The 26,230-nt window shown below is 62.9% G+C and carries 21 protein-coding genes; 8 read left to right on the top strand and 13 right to left on the bottom strand.

What is annotated here, in order from left to right; translation table 11 throughout:
- The 5 genes from AB4Z44_RS09490 to AB4Z44_RS09510 form a co-directional block, all read right to left on the bottom strand.
- Positions 1-1,116 carry an alkene reductase gene (locus tag AB4Z44_RS09490; protein ID WP_404713795.1) on the bottom strand — a complete coding sequence of 372 codons (1,116 nt, stop codon included), beginning with the start codon at positions 1,114-1,116 and terminating at the stop codon, positions 1-3.
- Complete coding sequence (locus tag AB4Z44_RS09495; protein ID WP_404713796.1) at positions 1,113-1,757, bottom strand: EthD family reductase; 645 nt, start codon at positions 1,755-1,757, stop codon at positions 1,113-1,115. Before AB4Z44_RS09495 ends, AB4Z44_RS09490 begins: the two co-directional genes overlap by 4 nt.
- Entirely contained in the window at positions 1,754-2,308 is a 555-nt protein-coding gene (locus AB4Z44_RS09500; protein WP_404713797.1) for a nuclear transport factor 2 family protein, read from the bottom strand. The genes AB4Z44_RS09495 and AB4Z44_RS09500 overlap by 4 nt, the downstream gene beginning before the upstream one ends.
- Before the next feature lie 57 nt (positions 2,309-2,365).
- Positions 2,366-4,762 carry a TonB-dependent receptor gene (locus AB4Z44_RS09505; protein WP_404713798.1) on the bottom strand — a complete coding sequence of 799 codons (2,397 nt, stop codon included), beginning with the start codon at positions 4,760-4,762 and terminating at the stop codon, positions 2,366-2,368.
- 327 nt (positions 4,763-5,089) lie between these two features.
- Positions 5,090-6,331 carry a helix-turn-helix domain-containing protein gene (locus AB4Z44_RS09510; protein WP_404713799.1) on the bottom strand — a complete coding sequence of 414 codons (1,242 nt, stop codon included), beginning with the start codon at positions 6,329-6,331 and terminating at the stop codon, positions 5,090-5,092.
- 183 nt (positions 6,332-6,514) lie between these two features.
- On the opposite strand from AB4Z44_RS09510, the gene AB4Z44_RS09515 reads away from it, so the two are divergent.
- The 4 genes from AB4Z44_RS09515 (at position 6,515) to AB4Z44_RS09530 (ending at position 11,368) form a co-directional block, all read left to right on the top strand.
- A complete protein-coding gene (locus tag AB4Z44_RS09515) occupies positions 6,515-7,027 on the top strand; it encodes a hemerythrin domain-containing protein (protein ID WP_404713800.1) in 513 nt (170 codons plus the stop codon).
- Complete coding sequence (locus AB4Z44_RS09520; RefSeq protein ID WP_404713801.1) at positions 7,024-7,515, top strand: hypothetical protein; 492 nt, start codon at positions 7,024-7,026, stop codon at positions 7,513-7,515. The genes AB4Z44_RS09515 and AB4Z44_RS09520 overlap by 4 nt, the downstream gene beginning before the upstream one ends.
- Positions 7,512-10,667, top strand: a complete 3,156-nt coding sequence (locus AB4Z44_RS09525; RefSeq protein WP_404713802.1) for a DEAD/DEAH box helicase — start codon at positions 7,512-7,514, stop codon at positions 10,665-10,667. Before AB4Z44_RS09520 ends, AB4Z44_RS09525 begins: the two co-directional genes overlap by 4 nt.
- Before the next feature lie 158 nt (positions 10,668-10,825).
- Entirely contained in the window at positions 10,826-11,368 is a 543-nt protein-coding gene (locus tag AB4Z44_RS09530) for an opacity protein (RefSeq protein WP_404713803.1), read from the top strand.
- A gap of 855 nt (positions 11,369-12,223) precedes the next feature.
- On the opposite strand, the gene sigJ is transcribed toward AB4Z44_RS09530, so the two are convergent.
- From sigJ to AB4Z44_RS09545, 3 genes are read right to left on the bottom strand one after another with little or no spacing between them, the layout of a single operon-like run.
- Positions 12,224-13,051, bottom strand: coding sequence for an RNA polymerase sigma factor SigJ (sigJ, locus tag AB4Z44_RS09535; protein ID WP_404714203.1), 828 nt, complete (start codon positions 13,049-13,051; stop codon positions 12,224-12,226).
- 58 nt (positions 13,052-13,109) lie between these two features.
- Complete coding sequence (locus AB4Z44_RS09540) at positions 13,110-13,550, bottom strand: hypothetical protein (RefSeq protein ID WP_404713804.1); 441 nt, start codon at positions 13,548-13,550, stop codon at positions 13,110-13,112.
- On the bottom strand, positions 13,547-14,047 hold the full coding sequence (locus AB4Z44_RS09545; RefSeq protein ID WP_404713805.1) for an SDR family oxidoreductase: 501 nt from the start codon (positions 14,045-14,047) through the stop codon (positions 13,547-13,549). The genes AB4Z44_RS09540 and AB4Z44_RS09545 overlap by 4 nt, the downstream gene beginning before the upstream one ends.
- Positions 14,048-14,482: 435 nt before the next feature.
- Between AB4Z44_RS09545 and AB4Z44_RS09550 the strand changes: the two genes are divergently transcribed.
- On the top strand, positions 14,483-14,938 hold the full coding sequence (locus AB4Z44_RS09550; protein WP_404713806.1) for a carboxymuconolactone decarboxylase family protein: 456 nt from the start codon (positions 14,483-14,485) through the stop codon (positions 14,936-14,938).
- Positions 14,939-15,115: 177 nt separating this feature from the next.
- Here AB4Z44_RS09550 and AB4Z44_RS09555 read toward each other — a convergent pair whose 3' ends face one another.
- The 5 genes from AB4Z44_RS09555 to AB4Z44_RS09575 form a co-directional block, all read right to left on the bottom strand.
- Positions 15,116-16,381 (bottom strand): hypothetical protein, encoded by a 1,266-nt coding sequence (locus tag AB4Z44_RS09555; protein WP_404713807.1) that lies wholly within the window; start codon positions 16,379-16,381, stop codon positions 15,116-15,118.
- Positions 16,382-16,473: 92 nt separating this feature from the next.
- Entirely contained in the window at positions 16,474-19,248 is a 2,775-nt protein-coding gene (locus AB4Z44_RS09560) for a TonB-dependent receptor (protein ID WP_404713808.1), read from the bottom strand.
- Positions 19,249-19,344: 96 nt separating this feature from the next.
- On the bottom strand, positions 19,345-20,469 hold the full coding sequence (locus AB4Z44_RS09565) for an ROK family protein (RefSeq protein ID WP_404713809.1): 1,125 nt from the start codon (positions 20,467-20,469) through the stop codon (positions 19,345-19,347).
- Between the two features lie 111 nt (positions 20,470-20,580).
- Positions 20,581-21,831 carry an MFS transporter gene (locus tag AB4Z44_RS09570; protein WP_404713810.1) on the bottom strand — a complete coding sequence of 417 codons (1,251 nt, stop codon included), beginning with the start codon at positions 21,829-21,831 and terminating at the stop codon, positions 20,581-20,583.
- A 702-nt stretch (positions 21,832-22,533) separates the two neighbouring features.
- Positions 22,534-23,484 (bottom strand): NAD(P)H-binding protein, encoded by a 951-nt coding sequence (locus AB4Z44_RS09575; RefSeq protein WP_404713811.1) that lies wholly within the window; start codon positions 23,482-23,484, stop codon positions 22,534-22,536.
- Positions 23,485-23,583: 99 nt separating this feature from the next.
- On the opposite strand from AB4Z44_RS09575, the gene AB4Z44_RS09580 reads away from it, so the two are divergent.
- The 3 genes from AB4Z44_RS09580 (at position 23,584) to AB4Z44_RS09590 (ending at position 26,204) form a co-directional block, all read left to right on the top strand.
- A complete protein-coding gene (locus AB4Z44_RS09580; protein ID WP_404713812.1) occupies positions 23,584-24,495 on the top strand; it encodes an AraC family transcriptional regulator in 912 nt (303 codons plus the stop codon).
- 300 nt (positions 24,496-24,795) lie between these two features.
- Complete coding sequence (locus AB4Z44_RS09585; protein WP_404713813.1) at positions 24,796-25,584, top strand: SDR family NAD(P)-dependent oxidoreductase; 789 nt, start codon at positions 24,796-24,798, stop codon at positions 25,582-25,584.
- Positions 25,581-26,204: a TetR family transcriptional regulator gene (locus tag AB4Z44_RS09590; RefSeq protein WP_404713814.1), complete on the top strand. Its 624-nt coding sequence runs from the start codon at positions 25,581-25,583 to the stop codon at positions 26,202-26,204. The genes AB4Z44_RS09585 and AB4Z44_RS09590 overlap by 4 nt, the downstream gene beginning before the upstream one ends.
- Positions 26,205-26,230: the final 26 nt, after the last annotated feature.

Here is a 26,230-nt window from a genome sequence, read left to right on the forward strand (position 1 = left end):
TCACGCATCGGCATCGTCCAGCACGGGATAATCGGTGTAACCGAGCCCGCCGGCCGCATAGAGCGTGTCCGGATTGATCGCGGCGAGTGGCTTGCCCGATCGAAAGCGCGCCACCAGATCGGGATTGGCGATGAAGGGACGCCCGAAAGAAACCATATCGGTGTCACCCCGTGCTACCGCCCGTTCGGCCCGCTCCCGATCGTAGAAATTGTTCGCGATCCACGCGCCATCGAATGCGCGGCGCAGCCCCACGAAATCGAACCCGCTGATATCGCCCGGATCGGTCACGCGCGCGCCACCAGGCTCGCCCTCGACGCAATGGACATAGGCCAGCCCGATGCGGCTCAGTTCGTCCATCAACAAGAGATAGAGCCGATCGGGATCACTCACCTTCGCCGCCTGATAGCCCGACAGCGGCGAGATGCGGATGCCGACGCGCGCGGCACCGATCGCGGCAGTCACCGCCTCCGCCACCTCTATCGCGAAGCGGATGCGGTTGGCCGGCGCACCGCCATAGGTATCGCTGCGCTGGTTGGCGTCGTCCGAAAGGAATTGGTGGAGCAGATAGCCGTTGGCGCCATGCAGTTCGACGCCATCGAACCCGGCCGTGACGGCGTTGCGCGCGGCCTGCGCGAAGCCGTCGATCAAGCGCTGAATTTCGCCCCGTGTCGCCTCGCGCGGCATGTCGGGCTCGCGTGCCAGCCCCGTCCGATCGCGGATGCGCGCGCCCGCCGCGCGGATCGCCGAAGGCCCCAGCGGTGAGCCGCCATCGGGCTGCCAATCCGTGCTGGAGACCCGGCCGGCATGCCAGAGCTGCAGTGCGATATGCCCGCCCGCTTCATGTACCGATCGGGTCACCGCAGCCCAGCCGGCGACATGGGCGTCGCCGTAGATCGCCGGCACGCCGATCGAGCATTCGCCGCCGGGCAACGGGCATGTCCCCTCGCAGATGATCAAACCTGCCGATGCGCGCTGCGTATAATAATCGACCGTCAGCGCGTCGGGCGCGCCCGATGGCGGGATGCGCCCGCGCGTCATCGGCGCCATCGCCATGCGATTGCCGAGCGTGGTGCCGAACAAGGGGAATGGCTGAAACAGCGCGCCGGCCTGCGTCATGCCCCGCCCCGCAACATCGGGCGCTCGCGCGCGAGTACGAAGCCTTGCGACGTGCCGACCAGTTCGCGCCAGTCGGGCGCTTCGGCGATGCCGAGAATGTCCGGCAGATCGTCGAACCAATATTCCTCCCAGCCGTCATGTGTGATGCGCGCATCGCCGGTTTCGACGCGGTGGATCTGCGTGTAACGACGCAGGCTGGGCAGGCTGGAGGCAAGTGCGGCCCTGCCCGCCCAGCCCGTGCCGCCCGGTCTACCGAGCAGCAAGATAGCCTTGATCATCGACGGTCTGGTTAGCCCGTCGACGATCACCTGTTCGGCGCCGATCGCGAATTGGAGCGGGCGCGCGAACAACGGCCGGCCGCCGAACACGCCCTGATTGGCGTCGAGGCTCAGTCGCTGCCAGGGCGGCGAGGTTTCGGCCGAATAGAAAGCCTCGACGCTGTCGAACTCGACGGTCGAGCAGCCGTCATGCGTGACCGGCGCGCCCACCGCCGCTGCCGCCGCGTGCGTGTGGTGCTGCATATAGCGCCGCATCCCCGGCGCGGTCAGGCAGTAAGGGCCGTGCCGTTCGAACCAATGCTGGCTGAAGGCGTAAGGATCGAGATCCGCGGGCCGCGAAACAAACCAGATCGCTTTGATCATGACCGATCCCCGATGTCGGGCAGGATGAAAGGACGCGCGTAAGAGGGATCGCTGCCGTCGCGCGCACCAGCCGGATAGCCCTGCGTGCCGACCGCCATGTCGCCCTCACCCTGCAGGCGCCAATCGAGGATCAACTGACGCGCGGCGATCCGCCAGGCGCCGCCGCGTGCCTCGAACCGATCGGCATAGCGTCCCCCGCCCGCGAGGATCCGGCGCTCGCCCTCGACGACGAACCAGGTCACGTAGGATTCGACGTGCGCAACATCACCGTCGATCTCGCAATTCTGCGTCGTGATATTGTGGTGAGTGCGCGCATAGCGCCCCTCGATCTCGATCGCCCACGGTACGAAAAGATCGACCCCGCCGCGGAAATCGCCATGATGGTCGATCGCATCGGGATGGAAGCAGGACCGCAGCAAATCCGCGTCGAGCCGATCGAGCCCGCGGCAATAACAGTTGAGGCAATCCGCGATTTCGAGACGCGCGGACAGATAAGCGACCGTCCGCGCCAATTGGTCGATCTGATCGGATCGGGGGATGGCTTCGATCACGTCTGCTCCTGCCTCAAAAGGGCGGCCGGCCCGCGTACGGCCCGGCCGCTCGAACCATCAGCGATGGACGGTGATCTGCACCCCGACCGCGCGGCCGCGTTCGGGCAAGGCCAGTACGCTGCCCGCCGAGGCGAAGAGCGGCTGGCGAATGCCCGCCGTGATCTTGTCGGTCAGGTTGGTGGCAATGACCGCCAGTTCAGCATGGTAAGCCGGGATCGCATAGGTCGCGCGCAGATCGAACTTGGCAAAGCCGCTCTGGCTGATCAGCGGATCGGCGGTCGCATTCTGGAAGAAACGCGAGCTGAAATTGACCGACGGATCGAGCCGGATCTCGTTACGTCCCACAGGCACCGTGATCGTCGCGTGGACGCTGCCGCTATACTTGGGCGCGAACGGGCGGCGCTTGCCCGACATGTCCTGCGTGCAGCCAACCGGCGTCGCCAACGATTGCGCAGCGGTGCACGACGCGCCCTTATAATCGATATAATGGGCGTCCAGATAGGCAACGTCGGCGCCGAAGCTGAAATAATCGGTCAGCCGCACATTGGTCTGCGCCTCGATGCCACTCGATCGCGCCGCCGCCACGTTCTTGATCGCAGAGGCGAAGCCGCCATTGACGATCGGCAGGATCACGCCCTCCTGCAGATTGCTGTAATTGTTGCGGAAGGCGGCGACGTTCAGCGTCAGGCGATGATCCCAGCCGGTGATCTTTACGCCGGCCTCATAGGATTTCACATATTCGGAATCGTATTGATTGACCTCACGCGCGTTGAACAGGCCATAGCCGCCCGCCTTGAAGCCTTCCGAGTACGTGAAATAGGTCATGACCCCGTGGGTCACATCATATTGCACACCCGCCGACGGCATGAAGTCCGAGAAGGTGCGCTTCGGATTCTTGAATGTGCCCGGATCGTTCACGCGAATGGTCGAGAAATAGGTCTGGATTGCGGGATTTGCGTAAGCGACGAACGTGTCGCGATTGCCGTTGATCGACGTGCCCCAGATATTGGAGTGGAACGCGGTCTTGCGCACCGAGGAATAGCGCCCGCCGGCATTGAGCCGCAGTCCATCGAACGGTCGGATCGTGATCGAGGCGAAACCCGACAGGGTCCGCGTCTTCTGGCGCAGCGTACCGAACGCGCTGAGCGGAGGATCGGGCGGCAGCCCCAAAGAGGCGGGCGCGCTCGCGGCCGCCGCGGCGTTGAAGAAGCCCGCCTCGCTGGTGCCGAGCAATTTGTCACCGGCCATGTAGCCGCCGAACATATATTCGAAGAAACCGCCGCTCCTCGATTCGAACCGCAACTCCTCGCTGATCTCATGATAGCGCTCGGTGATCTCGGCCGGCGCGCCGTCATAGCTGTTGATCGATCCGGTGATCGGCACCGGGATATTCATCGAGCGCGCATAATAATCATGCCAGAAATAGCCCGAGATCGACTTGATCGTGCCGGGCCCAACATTAAGCGCATTGGTCCAGGCCGCTTCGTGAAAATCGTAATTGGCGAAGGTGCGCGGCGTATAAGCGTGCGAGTCCAGCACATCCTCGATCTGGCCGCCTTCGTAGGCGATGAAGCGGCCGCAGGTGGTGGTCGCCGACTGCGCGAACGGTGCGCCCGGCTGGCAGTTGAGCACCTGCGCCGGGAAGGCGTTCTGGACGCGCGATCGACCAATATCGAAGCGGACGTCGGACCGGAAATTGGAATCCGGCTCCCACCGCGCCGAAGCGCGCCCCTGCACGCTATGATCGTTCGGCCCCTTCGCGTGCGGATCGATATCGATATAGCCTTCCATGCCCGAGACGCGCGCGGCAGCCCGGACGCTCAAAGTATCGGACAGCGGCACGGTGATGCCGCCCTCGACATTATATTCGCCGTCGGAGAAGCCGTAGAGAGCTGAGGCGTTATAGTCGAAATCCTTGCCCGGCTTGCGCGTGGCGATGTTGAGCGCGCCCGCAATCGCGTTCGCGCCGAAGAAGGTCGTCTGCGGCCCTTTCAACACCTCGACCCGGTCGAGATCGAACAAGGCGGCGCGCACCGCGCGCGAGCGGCTGCGATAGACGCCGTCGACGAAGGTTGCGACCGATTGCTCGAAGCCCGGATCCTGGCCCGAACCGATGCCGCGAATATAGATCTGATCGACGGCGGTGCCGTAGGTGATCTTGACGTTGGAGAAGTGGGTGGTGACGTCCGCCAGGGTACGGATGCCCTGCGATTGCAGCGCTGCGCCCGACACGACCGAGACCGAAACGGGGACATCCTGCAGCAATTGCGTGCGGCCACGCGCGGTAACGACGATTTCCCCGGTGTCGCTGGCCGCCGCAGCCGGCTGATCGCCCCCACCGCTCGGCACCGGCGCGTTTTGCGCGAGCGAGGCCGTCGGGGCGATCATGAGCAGGGTAACCAACGCACTATGCTCGAGTAAATGCCGTCGCACTTTGCCTGTCGAACGGATCATACTTCCCCTCCTTATTATATATATTTTCGCATTTTTAGTTCGAACATAGAATTATATATTAGATTATAATCGATTTTAATTCATCCGACTGTATCTGATGCAAATATAGCGACGCGAGGGCCGGCAGCTTGGCGAATTGCGAAGCACTTCATTCTCGAAACGAAGCACGTGCGGGCATGGCACGAAGGGGCCGATCGCGCACATACGATCGGCCGTCATCCCCGCGCAGACGGGGATCCATAAACTCCGAACCTTTGAGACTATGGGTTCCCGCCTTTGCGGGAGCGACGCGTTATAGCTGAGATGTTCTACCTAAAAACGCGACGCTTAATGCTCGCGGCGAAGCTTGCGCGCATCGCCCTGGACGCCGGCGCGATATTCACGTGGCGAAACGTTGAAACGACGACGGAAAGCGCGGCAGAAGGAGCTTAGATCGTTGAAGCCGACATCGAAGGCGACGCCCGTAATCGAACAGCGTGCCCCCTCCCGCAGCAGCCGCGCGCCCGCCAGATCGAGGCGCTGATTCTGGATATACGCCGACGGGGTCGTCGCCATCTGCGCAAACATCATCTGCACATAGCGCACGCTGACCCCCAGTGCCTTGGCGATGTGATGCACGCTCAGATCCGGATCGCATAGATTATCAGCGATGACTTGGAACAAAGCGCGGCGGCGGCTCTCACCCTGTCGACCGCCGGCTTCCGGGCGTTCCGAGGCATAAGCAAGATCGAGCATTGACCATATCACATCATCGACCGCGTGAACCCAGGCACCCTGATCGCCATCGTTGAATTCGCGCCAGGCGGATCGCAGGAAATGGGAGAAAAGCGCCGCCGGCCCGCCCTTGCCGCTCTTCTTGAGACCGACCGCCTGGCGGAGATGCGGTAATCGTTGCTCGACCTTGGACAGCGGCAGCCGGACGAACAGGAATTCGACCTGCCGATCATATTCGTGATGGGTTTCGTCGCTCGGATCGTAGAGAAGGAAATCGCCCTCATCGAGATCGCAGATCCGTCCGCCGACCCGGTTCAGGCTGCGGCCGCTTTGCTGGATCTGAAGGTTAAGCATGGTGGACGAATAATCGCCCTGCCCGATTACCTGCGCCGGGCTCGATAGCACCGAGACGATCTGACATTGGGGAAAGCTCACTCGCCGCATCAACGCGCTGAAACCGTCGTCGAGTTGCTTGACGCGAAACGAACCGACCATGCGCGAGCGAAGGTTATTCCAGTAAGGCAGACGATCCTTCGGTGCCCAATCGGCGGTCGTCAGTTGCTCAACCAACATGTACCCCTCCTTCATACACGCACGTTTTCCCGCGCTCTTGTTTTTGACGGCTAAGTCTGTTTGCCGGTTTAGGCAACATCGGCGCGCACGGCTTGTTGCCGGCCCTTTATTCCTGCGCACCCGCGAGCCTGGCCTGTTCGCAGGATTACCGGGGGGGCCCTTACCCGCGGCATGGATCATGGCGCGTCGACCGGCAACCTGATGTCGTTCAACGATGTCGACCGGGTCGAGTTGCTCAAAGCCCGCACACGACGCTTTTCGGGCGCCATGCGACCGCGCCACCAAAACCGCATCCGCTGCGCGAAGTCACGCCGACATGCTGCGCACGTCGGAGGGCACCCCGATCAAGCAGCGCCAGGATTTGTGTTGATCGAAGTTAAGGGGTCATTTTCCCATGCGACTTTGCATCCCTGCGTGGGTTCCTCCGCATGACCAACCGCTGCACCCGCAGCCCGGAGACACATCATGGCCGCTACCAAAACCGCCCGCAAACCCGCATCGAAAACCGCGCGCAAGACCCAGCGGGCGGCAGCCAAGCCAGCCGATGCGATCAAGCTGCTGAAGGACGACCACAAGGAGGTCAAAGGCTGGTTCAAGGACTATGAGAAACTGGAAGACGAGGGCGAAAAGCTCGCTCTGGTCCAGAAAATCTGCCTTGCGCTGAAGGTCCACACGCAGATCGAAGAGGAAATCTATTATCCGGCGGCGCGTGAAGCGATCGACGATGACGATCTGCTCGACGAGGCCGAAGTGGAGCATGCCAGCGCCAAGCAGCTCATCGCCGAGATCGAGGCGATGTCCCCCGGCGACCGGCTCTACGATGCCAAGGTGACCGTATTGGGCGAATATGTCGCACACCATGTCGAGGAAGAGGAGAGCGAGATGTTCCCCGAAAGCCGCGACAGCCCGCTCGATCTGAAAGCGCTGGGCGTGCAGATGGCGGCTCGCAAGGCCGAGCTCATGGCGCAGGCCGCGTGACCACTTCGCGAGCGCGCAGGATCGATCCCTTCGCCAGCTGGAGCCGCATGATGGCGGCCAGTTTCCAGCTGGCGCAGACGGGGGTTCGCATGGTCGAGACATTGTCCGCTTCGGCCGACGTGATCGCATCGCGCGGCGCCACCATCGGCGCCGCCATGCGTTCGCCGCGCGATGCGGATCATGCCGAGCTCGGGCGCATGATCCCGGAAAAGCTCGAAGCCTTCTCGCGCTCCGGATCGGCGATCGCCGATGCCTGGTGGGCGATGGGCTCGGCCTGGATGGACGAGGCGCAAAATCTGACGTCGCTCTCGATGCGCGGACGCGTGCCGACGATCGGCGAACTGGCGGCGCTCTCCGATCGCGCTGCGGCCTGGTCGCTCGGTACGGTCGAAGCGGGCGCGCTGCTCGGATACGACGCTGTGGCGCCGATTCATCGCAAGGCCACCGCCAATGCGCGCCGCCTCAAACGACTTCCCGCCAAACGGTGAGTGAGCCCGTTGTCGGGGAGATCGTCGTCGCGCTGGCGGAAGCACTGACCGGCGGCGATATCCTTTTTGCCGCCGCCGACGAACCGGCCGCCCTCGCGGTGGTGCAGGCGCTCGGGGCGGCATCGCCCGATGCGCTGGTCCTGTTCTGCCCGGGAAGCGATGCACTGCCGGGCGAACGGGCTCCAGCCTCCCCTGCCAATGTCGGGCAGCGCGTGTCCGCCCTTCGCCGGATGCGCATCGAACTGGTGCTAGAGGGCCGCGCGCCGATCGCCTGCGTCACGACCGGCGAGGCGCTCGGCCGGCTCTACCCGCCGCCCGATGCCTTTGCGGCGGAGCCCCCGCGCGTCGATGTCGGCGCCGCGGTTTCGCTGGCGACCTTGTTCGAACAGCTCGAGGCGATCGGCTATATCGCCGACGACCGCGTCGACGAGCCTGGCGAGGTGGCGCTGCGCGGGCAGGTGCTGGACGTGTTTCCGGCCGACACGATCGAGCCACTGCGCATCGAGGCGATCGATGGCCACATCGCGTCGATCAGATCCTACGACCCGGCGGATCAGCGCACGACGGGCGAATGCGATGGCCGCGAGCTCGGCCGGGTCAGCGAACCCGCGCTGGACGAGCATGCGGTGGTCCTGCTGGATCACCTCCCCGACGCGCGCGTCGCGCTCGCGCCCGGTGCAGACGATCGCCGGCGCCGCTTCCTCGCACTAGCGGCCGACGCTGCCCGCGGCCGGAGCAAGCGGGCGTTGCGGGATGTCGCCGGGGAAAAGTCTTGGGCTGCCGCGTTGACGGCGCGGGAGCCGATCTCGATCGAAAGCGCGGGCGATCTGCCACCGCGCTTCGTCGAGGGACGGGTGCCGCTGAAGAGCTTCACGCGGATTGCCGCCACCGCATTCGAAGCGGGCGATCGCGTCGTTCTGCTGGGGAGCGCACGTGACTTGCGCTTCCTGATCAAACGGGCCGGTAAGGCGCTCGGCCGAGAGGTGCAGACGGTCCGCTCGTGGGCGGACGTCGTCGCCGCGGAACCCAGCATGTTGCTGGCCCTTCCAGTGGTGGTCGATCGCGGCTTCCGGCGCGACGGCATCGTCGCAGTCGCCGCGGCCGATCTGATCGGCAGCCGCGCCGAGCGTCACGATTCCGGTGCGGGCCATGCAGACGCTTCGTTGTTCGATTTCAGCGAAATCCATATCGGTGACGTCATCGTGCACGAGGATCACGGCATCGGCGTGGTCGCGGGGCTGGACCGCATGTCGTCCGGCGACGCTGGCGAGCCCGGCGACGCCGTCAAACTGACATATGCCGATAATGGCGTGAGGCTGGTGCCGGTTGCCGAAGCGGACCGCATCTGGCGCTATGGCGGCGAGGCCGATGCGGTTGCCCTGGATCGGCTCGACGGATCGAGCTGGGAAAAGCGACGCCGTGAGATCGATGCGGTGATTGCCGAAACCGCACGCGGCTTGACCCAGCTCGCGGAGGAGCGCGCGACACGCACCGCGCCGATCCTGGAGCCCGATGCCGCCGCCTATGAGCGGTTTGCCGCCGGCTTCGCTTTTACCGAGACGTCCGATCAGGCGCGCGCCATTGCAGCGGTGCGGGCGGATCTGGCTTCGGGCAAGCGGATGGACCGTCTGGTGGTTGCGGACGTCGGCTATGGGAAGACCGAGGTGGCGTTGCGCGCTGCCGCGATCGCAGCGCTCGCGGGCCATCAGGTCGCGATCGCCGCGCCGACCACGGTGCTTGCCCGCCAGCATGTCGAGACGTTCACGGCGCGGTTCGAAGGCACCGGGATCGTCGTCGCCGGCCTTTCACGCCTGTCGACTGCGGCCGAAAAGGCCAGGGTCAGGAAGGGTCTCGCCGACGGATCGGTGCATATCGTCATCGGAACCGGCGCGGTCGCGGCCAAAGGCGTCGCCTATCAAAATCTTGCCCTCGTCATCGTCGATGAGGAGCAGCGTTTCGGCGCGGCCGACAAGGACCGGCTGCGCTCGCTATCGGCCGGCCACGTGCTTACGCTTTCGGCCACCCCTATCCCGCGCACGCTGCAGACGGCGCTCGTCGGCCTGCAGCAATTGTCGCTGATCGCCACCCCACCGGCGCGGCGCCAGCCCATCCGCACCTCGGTCGGGCCGTTCGTGGACGCGACCGTGCGCACCGCGTTGCTGCGCGAGAAAAGCCGCGGCGGCCAGAGCTTCGTGGTCGTCCCGCGGGTCGAGGACATGGCGTCGCTGGCCGGGATCCTGGCGCGGCTGGTGCCCGAGCTCGAAATCCTTCAGGCGCACGGCAAGATGCCCGCAGCCGCGATCGACGAGGCGATGGTCCGGTTCGGCGGCGGCGATGGCGACGTCCTGCTCGCAACCAACATCATCGAGGCCGGGCTGGACGTGCCGCGCGCGAACACGATGGTGATCTGGCGTGCCGATCGCTTCGGCCTCGCGCAGCTCCACCAGTTGCGCGGCCGCGTCGGCCGCGGCAGTCGGCGCGGCCAAGTCATCCTGCTGACGGACCCTGCGCATGAGATCGCGCCGCGCACGCTGAAGCGGCTGCGGACGCTGGAGGTGTTCGACCGTCTTGGCGCGGGGTTCGCGATCAGCGCCCGCGATCTCGACGTGCGCGGTGCCGGCGATCTGCTGGGCGAAACCCAGGCCGGGCATATGAAGCTGATCGGCATCGATCTCTACCAGGAACTGCTCCAGGGCGCGCTGCGCACCGCACGCGGCGAGCAGGTCGATCGATGGTCGCCCGAGCTTCGCCTCGGCATAGAAGGCCGGCTGCCCGAGCGGTGGATTCCCGACGAGGAATTGCGCGTCACCCTTTATATGCGGTTGGCGCGATTGACCGATAGCGATGCCCTGGCCGCGTTCGAAGCCGAACTGGAGGATCGCTTCGGCGTGATTCCCGATGAGGCGCAAACCCTCCTCACGATCGCTCGGATCCGTGCCGACGCTCGCTCGGCCGGGATCGCACGGATCGTCGCCGGGCCGGCCGCGATCGCTTTCACGCCACGGTCCGGCGCCGGTTCGGCCGTTGCCGCGCCCGGCCTGGTTTCCAAGGATGGTCGATGGCTGCTGCAGGAGCGGATCGACGACCCAATCGAGCGGCTACGACGCATCGAACAGATTCTCCTGCAGCATGCACAAGCGGACGCCGACTGACGATCATACCAATCATTCCGCACCCGATTCCTATCCGCGGCAATTGTGCAACAATCCTTTTCAATGAGTTAGGGCGAGCAACTCCGTTAGATTGGCCCGGTTATGCCTCCCCGCACGACGTGACGTCGCTGCGTTTGTAACTCTGGAGTTTTCCCTACATGAAGACATTCGCTCTGGTCGCGGCTCTGGCCGCAGCCCTTCCCGTGGCCGCGTTCGCGCAGGACACCGCGCCGGATGGCAGCAAGGCATTCGGGTTCGAGCCCTATATCGGCGTGCTCGGCGGCTACAACAGCTTCGATCGCGACAGCAAGTTCGGTCGCAAGGCTGAAGGCGCGCTAGTCGATGCGATTGCGGGCGTGAACGTTCCGCTCGGGCCGTTGTTCGCCGGCGTCGAAGGCAATGTCGGCAAGGGTTTCAACGATCTGAACTGGGAATATGGCGTCAAGGGCCGCGGCGGGTTCCGCGCCGGCGCGAGCGGGCTGCTGTTCCTGTCGGCCGGCTATCAATGGACCGATGGCCGTAGCAGCCGTGGTTTCGGCAAGCAGCATGGCTGGGTCTATGGCGGCGGCGTCGAGCTCGGCCCGAAGGACATCGGCCTCAGCGGTGTCGTGAACGAGGCCGGCCCGCGCCTCCGCCTCCAGGTCGATACCCAGGACATGAAGAACCTGCGCCCGATGGCCGGAGTGCTGTTCCACTTCTAATCGCGATAGCGGCGGGCGCGAGCCCGCCGCTCCACAAGCGTCTGCTTTGCGATATGCCGGCCGACAAGAGCTCCGGCCCTGCCGAATTTTCGATCCGGTCAGGCATCTTCATCCGCCTCGCTCAGCTTTAATCTGATTACGGGGTGAGGCTGAGACAGTTATTTCCCCCGAATAATGGTGCGGCAGGCCGCCAAGCAGCGCATTTCCGCGTTTTGATCATGATGGTTCAACGTCGAATTGAGCCGTTCGATTATTGGAGCCGATCTTTAGGGAATCTCGCACGAGCGATACGGTCCAAAACGATGTCGAGATGGCGAACGACGAGGGCGCCGACCCCAGCGAAGACATTCAAAAACAAAATCCGAATAGGGCCCCCGCTACGGCTGATACCGTGGGCGAGGACGATCCCTACAAGATCGAAAAATGACCAAAGCAGGCCACGACCGGGACCCTGACGAGGGTACCGACTGAAGGCAGCAGATGTCGCCAACCGGTGCCCTTGACGCTCGACCGAAAGGGCAGTTCCGACGGTTTAAAAATATGCACATGTCGGAGGTCGACAGCCCGCGAAACTCGCAAGATGAGCGCTCGGCTGGCGATGAGAAGTGGACGGCAAAAAGCCCGCTGGGTCGTTGGACCTGCGGGCTTTTTTGTTGGTTGCGGGGACAGGATTTGACCGCTGTAGAACTCGTTTTCGCCTGCTTGGCGGAACGATTGTTCCGCCGCGAGGGTGACGTGCAGGGTCGAAACGCATGCGTTGAAGTTCGCCATTTCTGGGTTCGGGCGCCGGCCGGTGCAAAGCCGGTTCTTCGGCTCCGTTCCGGTAAGCGACCGCAACCGACCAATTCACGTCCTTCAGTGGCCGTGCTGTGGATGACCGGCCGTGCCGAAAGCTGCCACCAGATGACGGAGCTTGTCGGGATTACGAACTATATAGATCGCCGCGATGCGCCCATCGCGCACGTCGAGCGCGGTGGTCTGGAGCACGTCACCACGATCGATACTGATGTAGCCGGGCAGACCATTGATCGTCGCGGTGCGCAGTAGCGTCGGTACTGACGTGTACTTCCGACGTAGCCCGGCGAACAAGCGAAGCGCTCGCTCGATCCCGCGCACCACATTGCGGAAGGCGATCACCTTACCGCCGCCATCGGAATGTATCTCGACATCGCGCGCCAGTAGCGCAGACAGTGCGGCAGCGTCACCGTCGCGGGCGGCAGCGAAGAAGGCGCGAGCGATCCGATCGGCCTCAGTTGCCTCCACGGTGAAACGCGGTCGCGCATGCTGGACGTGCCTGCGTGCGCGGGAGGCAAGCTGCCGGACGGCGGCGGGCTCGCGTCCCAATGTCGTCGCGACATCGGGGAGCGCCATGTCGAACACGTCGTGAAGCAGGAAGGCGGCACGCTCCAGAGGGGACAGGCGCTCCATTGCAAGCATCAGTGTGAGCGTCACGTCGTCGGCGATCGTCTCCTCTTGCTCAGTAGTACCCATCAACGGTTCAGGCAGCCAGGCACCGACATAGGTCTCCCGACGCACCCGGGCGGACTTGAGCTGATCGAGGCATAAGCGGGTGACAATGCGGGTCAGATAGGCTGCCGGCGTGTCAACGCTCTGCGCCGTTGCCGCCCAACGCAGCCACGCTTCCTGCAAAATATCTTCGGCCTCGCTGAGAGAGCCAAGCATCCGATAGCCAAGACGCAACAGCCTCGGCCGCTCAGCTTCAAAATCTGCGAGGCGTTCATCACCGTGCCGCACGAGTGTCCCCCATCGACAATGCTTGGCTATCGCGCGCGGCATCATGCCAGGCCCAGAGGGCAAGAGCGGTCGTCAATATAGCCGGTAAGGTCACAGCAGGAAAATCCTGGGACAGCGCACCTGTCCCACATATGCCGACCGCTACCTCCCAGAAATGGAACAACGCGTGACCGGCAAGCCAGAGAGCGGCGGCGCACCACAGGGGAACGCGCAACGCCGGTCGCGCGACACCAATGAGCATAGCGATCGCTACGAGCACGAAAATCAAACCGATGTCACGGATGAAATGCTGGTTGAACGGGCCGGTGGTGGTGACGCCGGGCACCGCAAAGTACCAGTTTGCTGGTGAGATCAGCATAAAGAGGCCGTTCGCAGCGGACGCGAGACCGAGCACTGTGGCCAGTGCGAGCGGAAGGTTCCGGCTCATGCTGCGCTCTCCTGCGACTGAGCGGCAAGCCACTCATCGAAGCGTGTAGGCGCAATCCGTGGATTTTCGCCCGGGACCAGCGTCCGGTCGTCGGCAGGCGCGCCGAAATAGTCGCGTTCGGCGGTAACGCTGATCCGGCGCGGATCGTCGCGGGTGCCGAGCCAGCTAGCCGTAAACTCGGCCAGCGGTGCGCGCTCCGGTCCTGCCACTTCGATGATGTCAGCGGTCGGGGCAGCTGTGGCTATCTCAGCAAGCAGCACCGAGACATCGGCTGCGGCGACCGGCTGGAGCGCGATCGCTGGCAGGTACACGGCGTCGCCCCGCGTATAGCCGTCCGCGATGGTGGACAGGAACTCAAAGAACTGGGTGGCGCGCACGATTGTGTAGGGTACGCCACCGCCGGCGATCAGTTGTTCTTGCGCCAGCTTGGCGCGAAAATAACCCGATGCCTGAAGGCGATCGGTCCCCACCACCGAAAGTGCGACGACGTGGCGCACGCCTGCGTCGCGTGCTGCTTCCAACAAGTTTGGTTGTCGTGCCGCGGAAGAAAGCGAGAGCGGCCTCGTCCTCGAACGAGGGGGCATTGCTGACATCGACCACGACGGCGGCATCCGTCATCGCTTGTGCCAGGCCGACGCCAGTCAGCGCATCGATGCCGGTGCTCGGTGAAGCGGTGACGACCTCATGGCCCTCGGCCCGCAGCAACCCGACGAGGGGTCTACCGATCAGCCCGGTGCCGCCGATGACAACGATCTTCATGTCCATGTCTCCGATGCAAGTGTCTGCCTGCATGACGAGATGGCCACCACCGGTGTGACATAGGACGACAGCGGGAATGAAAAATATCGGCGCCATGATGTCACAATGCGCCGGCCTACCTCGTCACGTCAGCGAGCGCCGATGCCCGGCGCGGGTGACGAGGAAAGCAAAGCATGACCGCTATGAAGCGTTTGAACTGGTCGGAAATCGCCCCCGAAGGCGCCAAGGCCCTGTTCGGAGTCCATCATTATGTGACCAAGACTACGGATCTTCCCGAAGAGCTGATCCATCTGGTGTTCCTACGGGTGTCGCAAATCAACGGGTGCGCCCATTGCATCGATATGCACACTCGTGATCTGCTAAAGACCATGGCGATCGACAAGATCGCGCTGGTCCCTGTCTGGGCTGAGGTGCCGCACCTGTTTTCCGACCAGTATCGAGCAGCGCTGGCCTGGGCCGAGGAAGTGACCAACATCAGCACGACCCATGCTTCGGACAAAGCATATGCGGCTGCTGCCGCCGCCTTTGCTGAAAAGGATTTGGTCGACCTCACGCTAGTTATTGCGGCGATGAACGCGTTCAATCGTCTTGGCGCGCCATTTCGCCTTCCAGTCGCCGCGAAGCCATAGGCTCATGAAAGGGGGAGCAACCTTTGCTTTCCCCTTCGGCGGCACGCGACCACTTCACGTCATTCGCTAGTCCGGCGTTGAACGGCTGCTTCTCCCGGAACCTGCCACTCTTGTTCGAGCACGGTCCAGACCGCGACCCAACCTAAAATCGGCGGTTCCGGCTCAAGCAAAGCGTTGCTAACGGTCACTCTTTCCGCGCCCTGCAGGGGCAGAAAGCAGGGCTCCCGTATCAGGGTCATAGCGATAGTCGTTGGTCAGCCGATCATTGAGATACAGTCGCAAACGGCCCGCGGCGGGATGGTCAACCGCCCGAATCGTGATGATTGCCTGTCCATTATTGCATGAGAGCCGCACACCGGACTCAAAGCCGTCCGCGATCGGTTTGAGCAGGCAGACTCCATGCTCCGAAGCGATTTCGAAGTAACCCTCAGCTGTGATCATATGGGAATAGACGAGTTTGCCGTCCGGCGTTCGCGTTTCATCGGTAGCGCCACGGGCATATAGGCGGGCGCGACCGCCGACTTTATCCGCGGCCGTCGGATCATTCGACTCGTTTCGGACAAGCAACCCTTCTGACGAAAGATAGAAATGGCCCACTTTGCGGACCCTAGGAGGGTCTTGCCACAAGACATGCATGTGCCAGTGGGGCGGCCAGTCGCCATGAGCCTTATCCGGCTCGAGCGTAGGGTAATTGGTATCAAAGTTCATCAGCATGATCGTCGTCACGCCGAGCGCGGGCAAGGTTCTCACGATCTTCAGCGCGTTGATCGCTTCCCGCGCCGCGAACTCCAGGTTGAGCGCAGCCTGCGCCTGGAGCGTGGGCCAAGGGCCCGTGGCATAGTCACCGCGTCGGCGCGCGATATCCGCATGTCCAACCCGGATATAAACCCCCGGCGTCTCGATATAGGTATATTGCTGCGTGACATCGCCGAGATCGTCGGGCGGCAAGCTGGCTCCGCCAGTGCGGCGCGGTAGCGCGAAGACGATGCCACCCGACACGGGTCTGTAGCTGATCGCCCCCATGCCTTCGGCGCGGGGTTCGGGCCGCACATAGCCGTTCTTGGCCATCTCCGTATTTGTGATGCCGAACAGGACGCCGCGGACAGCCTTTGGATCAACCGTCACGTGGACGGGGCCGACGTTCGAGATCGCGGGCGGAACAAGGATGTGAAAAAAGAATTCCTTGTCGTTCTGCCCGCTCGCGAAATCGTTGAGGACAATCTCGCAACCCTTGCAAGTCGGTGACAATTGCACCGTCCAAGCGAGCCGACCGACGCCCGACCTCTTCAGGACGCGAACGCCAAGGAACGAGCGCGCCGCGCCTGTCGCCGCCTGCGGCTGAGCTTCAGCAGGTGAAGCAACAGCAACAGCGAGCATGAGGGTAGCGAGCAAGGAGAGCGGGCCAGCGCGGGTGTGCGAGCTCGCCATCGATTTGGGGCGCATCGATATTTCCTTATCCGCGGATCGAATTGGCGCATGTTCGCCATGATCAGGTGGTGGGCCATCTTTGCCGCGGCGAGATGACCTGCCCAAACCTAGAGCTTCGGGGTGAACCGGATCCCGAGCCAGAACGTGGTCGGGATCGAATAGGTATCCTTCAGGAGATTTTTGCCAGGTCCGGTGACGCTCGTGATGGGACTTTTCGTCACATTACTCACTTGCCCGATCAGCGACACGCCCGGTCGGACTTGGTAGGTCGCGGAGAGGTCGAGTTGCGACCGCGGAGCCCAGTAAAGGTCCTGCCAGCCGATGTCGGCCTGGATCAAGCGAAGCGCGCGGCCTTGGCGGTTGAACGCCGCACGAAGCTCCATATTCCGCAAAGTATAGAAGAGCGTCGCGTTGATCATGTCGCTGGGCTGCCCCACCAGCCGATCGATCGTGCGCGTTCCGCCGGCGCTGAGCGGGACTTTGATCTGTCCACCGAGCAACGACGCGTTCGCGCTGGCACCGAAGCCAGACAGAAGGGGGGAAAGGCCGCCGAAGGAGTTGATGATGATGTTGCCTTCCACGCCACGGATCCGAGCACTCGAGGCATTCGTAGGGGTCGAAACGATCGCGTTCTTGTAGAAGATGCCACTCGACGGATCGACGAATCCAAGCGTTCCGAGCGTGAAGATTTCGTCCTTGATCTGTTTGTCGAATATGGCGACAGCGATCAGCCCGCTGCTCTTACCGGGAAGACGCCATTCGGCCGACAGGTCGAAATTGTCCGAGACGCGCGGCTTGATGCCAGGGTTACCGATCGAAGCGGTGACGCCGATGGCGTCGCCGTTGCCGATGTCGGATACGTTCACGAAATTGAGCGAGCTGCGGGCAGCATAGGCGTCATAAGGCGGCCGCCCGAGGGTGCGGCTATACGCGCCGCGAAGATCGAGCGTATCGGTGATATGGTAGATCGCGATCGCCGACGGCAGGAGACGCCCGTATCGCGACGACGTCTTCAGGTCGGTATAGGTGATCGGCGTTCCGGGGACACGAGCCCGCGCCGTCGTAGACTGGTCGGTGTGGTCATACCGAACGCCCGCTTGGACGATCAACTGGTCGCTGCGATAGCTCGCCGAAGCATAGGCACCGACGATCTTTTCGCGATGCGTGAAATTGTCTTGGTTATCGACCGTCGTCGGATCGGTGGCGTTGAACATCGACTTGGGCAAGGCGTCGAGGATGGCCTTGGCCTTGGCGGGATCCATCGTCAAAAGGTTGAGCGTATTGTACGGCAGGGGAACCGAAGGGCCGGCAGCGTCGGACAGCGACAAGGCGGGCGCAGTGGTGTTTGGGTCGTATTCCGTGCGGTGGAATTGGTAAAAGGACCGGTCGTCGACATAGGCAGCGCCCAGCCCCGCGCCAAAGCCGCGGTCGGATTCATCCTGATTGAACCGATAATCGACGCGCTGATTGAAGATTTTGTCGCCAGCACTTCTGCCCATATCCGGGCGCCAATAGAACAGCGTATATTTGCTGAGGTCGTAATAGGCCGTTGGGTTGGGATTGAAGGTGTGCTGCAGGCTACTGGTGTCATAATTGAAGGCGAGGGCGGGATTTCCCACCGTTGCCGCGCCGGTAGTCCCCGGCGCGGCGCGGGCTACGGAATTAATGTACTTGATCATGTACCACGGCTCGACATAGCTCATTCGTGAATAAGAGCCGCGGACCGAGAGCTTCTGACGGTCGCCCGGAACCCAGTCCAACCCAAGCTGAGCGAGCCGAGTCCGGGTCGTCGTCACTTGGTTGTCGTAACCGACTTCAATGCTCGCATTGGGGAAATAGCCTGAAGCCGCCGCTTGATTCTGGACGTTCAGGTTGCGCGAATTGATAAGATTTTCATTCCGCGTCATATTATCGCGGAAAAAGTAATATCCGCCGAGCGCATAGATATAGAGGCTATCGCTTGGACGAGCCTCGAGTTTGGCGGTTACGCCAACGCGGCTGCGTTCATCCTCAACATACCAGTTCTTGTCTTGCTGTGGCAGGGCGTAGCCATTGCCGAGGTTGTTTCCCGCCTGCAGTTTTCCGGCGTTGTCGTAGAAATTGTAGAACACGGTGTCGGTGGTCATGTGGGTCACCGTATAGCTGCTCAACCGTTGATAGTTGGCGGAGAGAACGGCACCGAACATGTGGCCAGGCCCAAACGTCGTGCTTGCCGTGCCGACCAAGCGGTAGCCGGGATCAGGCTGCGAATAGGGTTTGCCGGTGTCACTCGAATGGCCAAGCGATCCTTCCAGCGTGACGAATGGCGTTCCGCCATGTTCGAACGCGCTGCGCGTCTTCAGGTTGATGGCGCCGCCGACCGCATTGGGGTCGAGGTCCGGCGTAAATGTCTTCACCACTGCAATTTCGCTGATCATCGACGATGGCAGGATATCCAGTCGGAGACCACGCGTGATTGAACCGTTCGGTGCATTCAGCGCGCCGAGCGATGCGATGTTCAACCCGTCGACGGTCACGTTGTTATAGGACGCATTAAGGCCCCGGATGACTGCCGTGGTGGCCTCGTCACGCGAATGCTCGTTGTCGGCGGCCGGGACTACCGACAAGCCGGGAACGCGGCGCAAGGCTTCCGCGACCGTGTTGTCGGGCAAGGCGCGCACATCGGTGGCGCTGACCACATCGGTGATATTAAGGGCCTGCCGCTTGCTTTCGATCGCCGCTTCGTTTGAACGACGCTGACCGGTGACGACGATGTCGGAATCCTGCCGTGCTAGGCTTGTACCTTCGGGCGGTTCTTGTGGCTCCGCGCGCGTTTGTGCCGAGGCAAGCGTGGCTGTCGCGACGGCCGCAAAGGCAGTCCCAATCAAGAATGCTCTTTTCATTATTTCCCCCATATGATCCGCGCTCAGCGCTTCGACCGACTCGCTAGGGGGCGTCGATGACATTCCTATTTATTTCGTCAGAAATAAATATATGCCTCATTCTTGCGACAGGATTTTGTGAATTGGTATGAGCGCAGCACCGATCGCTCCGGCCCAACTGCCTAGCCTCGAGACATGAAAGGTGGGGACCGGAAGCCAATCGGGGCGTTTCGTCCAGTTCGCGCCGCGGAGCCGTTCGCCGAGCGAATCCAAAATGGATTGCGGCAGGGCGCCGGAAAGCACGACAGCACCGGGATCAAGCCAAGCAGTTCCGCTATGGATCGCCAAACCAAGTTGCTCTGTAGCGCGTTCGATCCACGCATCGATCACAGCCGCGTAGTGATCCTGGTGGCACCCGATATCGCGTACCGAATGCACGTCGGCACCCGCACGCTGCAGACAGCCCAGCAAGTCGAGGCCCGATGGTCGCGGTGCCGTGTTGGGGAACAGGCGACCGATGTCGCCGGCGTTTCCGAACTCTCCGCGCAGGATATCGCGACTGCTAATCACGCCGCCCCCGACCCCGTGGCTCACGAAAATGATCATGGCGGCAGCACAGGTTCGAATGAGCCCAGTGTCATAATATTCCGCTAGCCCGGCCGCGGTGGCGGTTTCCTCGACCCATGCCGGAATGCCGAGCGCATCCTCGAAATAATGGTGATTATCGATAACGCGCCATCCGGCCAACCAGTCGACAGTCCAGCGTCGGGCGCTATCTTCCGCCATCACCTGCCCGGGTGTTCCGACGCCGAGCCCCAGAAATCGCGACCGCATCATGTTGTTCTCGGCCGCCAACGCGCGCAGCCGGCGATCGAGATGCTCGACGAAGTCCCTCGGATCGGGGCTGTCGAACGGTTCGGACTCCCGCACGAGGACGGCGCCCGAGAAGTCCACCAAAACCAGCTCAAGCCAGCCTGGATGCACCGTCGCGCCAGCCGCGTAACCGGCACCGGGGGAGACGGCGAGCGGAACGGTTGGCCGGCCACGCGGACCGCTATGAACCTGTTCGGCTTCTTCGATGACCCCCAAAGCGAGGAGTTCTCGGCTCAGCCGAGTCAACGCGCCGTTATGAATGCCGAGCTGCTGCGCGAGTTCGGACCGCGCCGTCGGACCAAAGGTTCGCAGATGCCACACGATTCGCTTCTGCTCGGGCGACAGCAGGATCCCAGGTCTGCGGGGCATTGTCCTCCTCATCCGCACTACCAAACGAAATCGCGCAAGCACCTTGCGCCGTACCGGACATCCGCCCTGGCGGCGCCCGTCGTCGTTAGCGCAGCAAATCCAGGCTCACCGCTACGCTGCATGCACTGTCCTCAGGTTAACGAGCAAAGCGGCAATTGCGATGCCGCTCATGCTGACCAGCGCGGATTTAATGAGTGCCGATGACGTTCCGCCTGCTGCGAAATCATCGAGCAGGGGCGCAAAAAGCAGCGATCCTATGGCGACCGCGCACTGGATCGTGAAAATCACCAGCCCGAACAAGAATCCGTCGGTACGCTGGCCGGTACGCGCGGCATGGTCGCGAACGAGCCTGCTTGCGGTTTGCCACTGAAGTGTACCCATCACCCCAAGACCAACGCCATGCAGGAAGGCCAATCCGAGTGCGATCGCGACGGGCCCCCGGATTGTAAACAAAAGGACGTCGCCCGATAGAACGGCAAGTCCGATCGAACCCAGCCAAGTGCGGTGCCACCCGTGCTGCTTTTCGATCCGCGTCGTCAAGAGCGGGCCGGCGACGCTGCCCAGCGTAAACAAGACAAGCAGCCACGCACCCAAGCGCGGAAGTGCCGCCGTGCTCGGCGCGAAAATAAGCAGGCGACTGATGACGGGCATCGCGGCCACCGCCAGGGCAAAGCTCCCCAATAAGCGCACCGTTCCGATCGGCAGCGCGAAGCGTCGCGACTTCGGGACCGGCCTCGGCCCGCTCGCAGCTGGTCGCGTGGCCGAACGCCTCAACAACCAGGCCGTGGAAATGATTGCTATCGAAATGGCGGCAAGCACAACGCCCGCGCCAAAGTGGACGATTGGGCCGGGCCATCCCGCCAGCAAAAGATTTGCGACCGTTACCGCGAGACGCGCAATAGCTGCCAGTGAGGAACGCAGCCGGACATAAGCCGTCGCCTCGGCGTCTCCATCGGGCAGCAAGGAAATCATCGCGGTTTGCGGGACATCGTAAAGCGCGAATGCGAGCCTGAACATCAGAGCGGCGAGGATAAAACCTCCGGAATGTTCGAAAGCGAGACCAAATTGCGCCCACGCTGTGGCGACGATCAGCAACGCTCCGCACAGGTGCATGTCGAGCAGGATACGTCGTTTCGTTTTTAGCGCATCGATGAGGAGCCCAACCAGAATATTAGACAGCGCTCCGAAGCTGAGCATCACAAAAAGCAATGCGCCAGTATCGATAGCAGAGTATCCGATGCCGACGTGCAGAAAAAAGGCCATCAGGACATCGGTAAACGACCAAGCCAGACTCTTAGAGAAATAGGCGGCAGCGAAGAATCGACGAACTTCTTCGTGCTCGCGGTGGGTTGTCGATATCATATCGCTGGATATTCCTCGCAGCGACCCGTGCTGCCGACCTGATGCCAGCATGCTGACCGAGCACTTCACCTCTTGGGGGGTGTCGAGTTATCTAGATGCCGTGCGGCAGTCGCCGTACGGTCACAGCCTAACTACCCCCCTTGCGCGACTGAAGCGTCAAGGCGTTCGCCGTAGATGATGTCTTTATCCATATCCAATATAAATTTGTTACGTCGTTGTTACGCTGCCGCCTAGCGAGGGCGTGGCTGCCTGCTTTTTGCTCTTTCGTTCCCCGCATAATTGATTGGACTAAACCGCGGTTCGTCTGGCCACGCTGTCGTGCGCGCTTGATCGCTGCGTGAAGCATCATGCTGTTCGCGTCTCGACCGGAGTGACCGTCAGTCACCTCGGAATGTATGCGAACCGGGTAGTGGCGGCGGTCACCTTATGCAAGGCGACCCCAACCGCCTCGACGCGCGTTAGATCTTCCGCGGCTTTTCGGATGGAGCACAACGGATAGCCATCTGCCGGCAATCGGCCAGCCTTGGTCAATCGACCATGGCATCAGTGCTACCGGGAACGGCTGTTCTTGCCGAAAGCCGTCACTAAACTGGCCCGTCGGCAAAGACGGCTTTGTCCCAGTCTACGCCATTCCAGCCAAGCTGCTATAGGCGACCAATTCCGGCAGAAGCGGGACATCAGGACTTTCGGCAGGAACACCCGCTAGTCGTACACGCCTGTCGCTTCAAAGAGTGCGTGCTCGGGATTTCGCGCTCGAAGGGCGCCGCCACAGGGTCCCTCAGTGATCGCCGGTCTCAACGCCTCCTCCGCCCATCTGCGGAAGCTCGTCGCACCGATGATGGCGGTGGCACGCGCGGCGAAATTGTCCATGCCTTCCTCCTTAGCGCGCAGCATATCAACATATCCTTGCGCGAACGCATCGGTAAGTCCGCGTGCCATCGCAGCACTCTTGTACTCCTCGTAGGTCTGATGCTCGTACCGCACCTCTCGACCGATGACGTCCGACACGATCGCCGCAAGCTCGGCATACGAAAGCTCCTCGGGACCCAGCACTGGCACATCTTCCTGCCCAGACCACGAGCGGTCGATCAGCAGGTCGGCAGCAGCAGCGCCCGTATCGCGGGTGGCCGTATGCGGCAGCTTCTTGTCGGGGGCGATCGGGCCGAACATTTTGCCCTGACGGATCGCACCGGCTTGCAGGAGCGCATTGTCCATGAAGCCCGGCAGAGCGAGGCCCCGCACGGCAGCGCCCGTCGTACGCAACAGATCGACCATGTGGATCGAGCCGGTCGCATTGCCGGCCCGCTCCTGCCACGGAGTATCGCGCCCTAGCGTCGTTGCGGCGACGATGTGCCGCACGCCGTGCCGGCGCATCGCCGCTGCCCCCGGCCGGGCGAAGTCGACCGTAGCGGCCGCGGGCGTCGCCGCGGGCGTGGGCGGGCAAAGCCAGAACACCGCGTCCGCACCCCGAAACGCCCGATCGACCATGTCGGCATCGCCGTGCGATCCTTCGACCACCTCAACCTGGTCGCGCACCTCCTGCGCGAGTTTCGAAGGATCGCGAACGATCAGGCGCAACGCCTGGCCGGCATCGAGCAGATGCCGGACCACGTGGCGGCCGATGTTGCCGGTAGGCGTAGTGACGACGATCATGCGAACACTCCAGTTGGTTACTGGCCGAGATAGTAGGATCCATCCGAACGAGCTATGTTCGATCGTCGTCCATTTCTTTGCCATCGTCCGGAAATCGCCGTGGATCCGCTGTCCGACATCCTCTCGATCCTCAAACCGGAAAGCTATCTCACCGCCGGCCTCGACGCCGGTGGCGCATGGGCGATCCGGTTCGGCAATCGCCCCGGCACGATCAAATGCCATGTCGTGACGGCCGGAACCTGCTGGTTGGCGGTGGACGGGATCGACGCCGTCCAGCTCATCGCGGGGGATTGCATCATCCTGCCGAGCGGGCGGGCTTTCACGCTGGCGAGCGACCTGGCACTGGCCCCGGTCGACGCCCACGACGTGCTCAATCACGCCCGTCCGGGCGATGTCATCGTGCATAAGGGCGGAGGCGGGTTCGCGTTCCTTGGCACCCGCTTCGAGGTCGACGGGCTGAAGGCGGGTGCGCTGCTCGGAGCACTGCCGCCGCTCATTCATCTCAACGAGGCTGACGACCGCGATGCCATGCGATGGTGCATCACGCAGCTGATGACCGAAATGCGCGACGGGAGGCCGGGCGGCATGCTCGCGGCGCAGCATCTGGCGCATCTGATGCTGCTTCGGGCGTTTCGGCTTCATCTGTCGCGGCAGGCCGGCGACCGCGTTGGCCTGCTCTATGCGCTCGCAGACCTGCAGCTTGGAAAGGCGATCGAGGCGATGCACGCGGAGCCCGCCTATCGCTGGACGTTGGCAGAACTGGCGAGCCGCGCCGGACTGTCGCGGTCGATCTTCGCGCAACGGTTCCGGGCCCGGGTAGGAGAAACACCGATCGGCTACCTGACGCGGTGGCGTATGATGCTCGCTGCCGAACGGTTGGCAGGTGTACATGAGCCGCTTGGCAGCCTCGCCAACGCGCTGGGTTATGAGTCCGAGAATGCTTTCAACACGGCGTTTCGGCGCGTGGTGGGGTGCTCACCGCGTCGCTACGCTCGAGCGGTCGATCGGTAGTCATGCCGTTGAGCAAGTGTCCTAAACCGGGCAAACCTACCAAGCGGCTGCCACCGATACGGTGAAAGCTGAAGGATCGGCACTGTTTCGATAGCCGCCATTACCACCAGGCTCGCGACTGTCCCGACAAGGACGCGTTCAAATGGGCCCCGCGCCAATTTCCGCACAGCCTGAACCTGAACCCGTCGAGGTCTCATAGCCGTCCTCGGGTGGGCGTCGGTGCTCTCCCCCACAATCAGCTCACGTTGCGTATTGACCGCGAGTCATTATATATGACCCTCGGTCACCAAGGAAAAACACATGGCTAGAGAGACTGCGCTCATTACTGGAGCCTCGAGCGGGCTCGGCATCGCGTTTGCAGAAGACCTGGCGAAACGCGGATACAATCTGATCTTGAGCGCGCGGGGCGCGGCCGCGATGGAGACGCTCGCGTCCCGCCTGCGGGAACAGTACGGCGTGGACGTCGCCGTGCAACCAGCCGACCTGTCGCAGCCACAAGGAGCCGCTGGGCTTATCGCCGCGCTCGACGAGCGGGGTCTTTCACCCTCGGTCGTTGTCAACAATGCCGGAATCGGGCTCAACGACCGTTTCATCGACCAGCATCCGGATCGCCTCACAGCGATGCTGCACTTGAACATTCTCGCGGTGACGGAGCTGACCCGGTGCTACGGACAACGCATGGATGCGGTCGGCGGTGGCCATATCCTGCTCGTGGCGAGCCTCGCCGCCTATATGCCGGCCCCGCTGCTCGCCGCCTATGCCGCCTCCAAGGCCTATGTGCTTTCGCTGGGCGAGGCGCTGCACGTCGAGCTCGCACCAAAGGTCGGCGTGACCGTGCTGTCGCCCGGCTATATGAACACCGGCTTCGACGCCGCCTCGGGATTTCAGCCGACGCCGATGACGCAGCGGAGCGCCCTGTCGCCTGAGAAGGTCGCGGGTATCGGCCTGGACACACTGTTCAAGGGCAAATCTTCCGTGGTCGCTGGCACCGCAAATACCCTTGCGGCGGCAGTGGCCAAGGTGTTGCCGCGCGATTTCATTGCACGCCAGGCCTACAAGACGACCGGGGCGCAGAATGATGCGTCATGAAGCGCGCCTATGACGCGGCAGACAAGGACCAGCGCCGCCAGTCGATCCTCGACGCGGCCGCCCTCCTGCTCCAGCAGGGCGGCGGGAGCCTGCCCTCCGCCGCTCAAATCGCCGCGGCCACTGGTCTCGCCAAGGGCACGCTCTACATCTACTTCCGCACCAAGGAGGAGATCTTCGCCGCACTGCTGCTGCACCTCTGGGGACCGGCGCTCGCGACGTTGGTGGAGGAATTCTCGCGGACCGACCGCAGCGTGCCGGAGCGGGTCGAGGCATTCGTCGGGCGCTTTGCCGCCTATGTCGATGAACGCCCCTTCCTCCTTCGCCTCGACGCGCTCGCCAAGGAGGGAATCGAACGCAACATGAGCGAGCCCGCATTGACGGCGCATAAGGCAGCCGCTCTTGCCGACATCGAGCGGATCAGCGCGCACCTGGAAGCAGCCTTGGAACTGGCGCCCGGGCGCGGTTTTCAGTTGCTGACCCGCACCCATGCGATGATGCGCGGCCTCTGGCAGGCCTTTGGCGACCCACTTCCCGTTACGCAGGGCTGCGCCCATCCTGCGTTCGCGACGGAGCTTCGAGAGGCTTTGACGGAGTATTGGCGTGGGGCGCTGTCCGGCTGACGCGCCGCTAGACGGGTCGCTTTAGG

Origin of the sequence: Sphingomonas sp. MMS24-J13 (assembly GCF_044905095.1) — a bacterium.
Lineage (GTDB): Bacteria > Pseudomonadota > Alphaproteobacteria > Sphingomonadales > Sphingomonadaceae > Sphingomonas_I.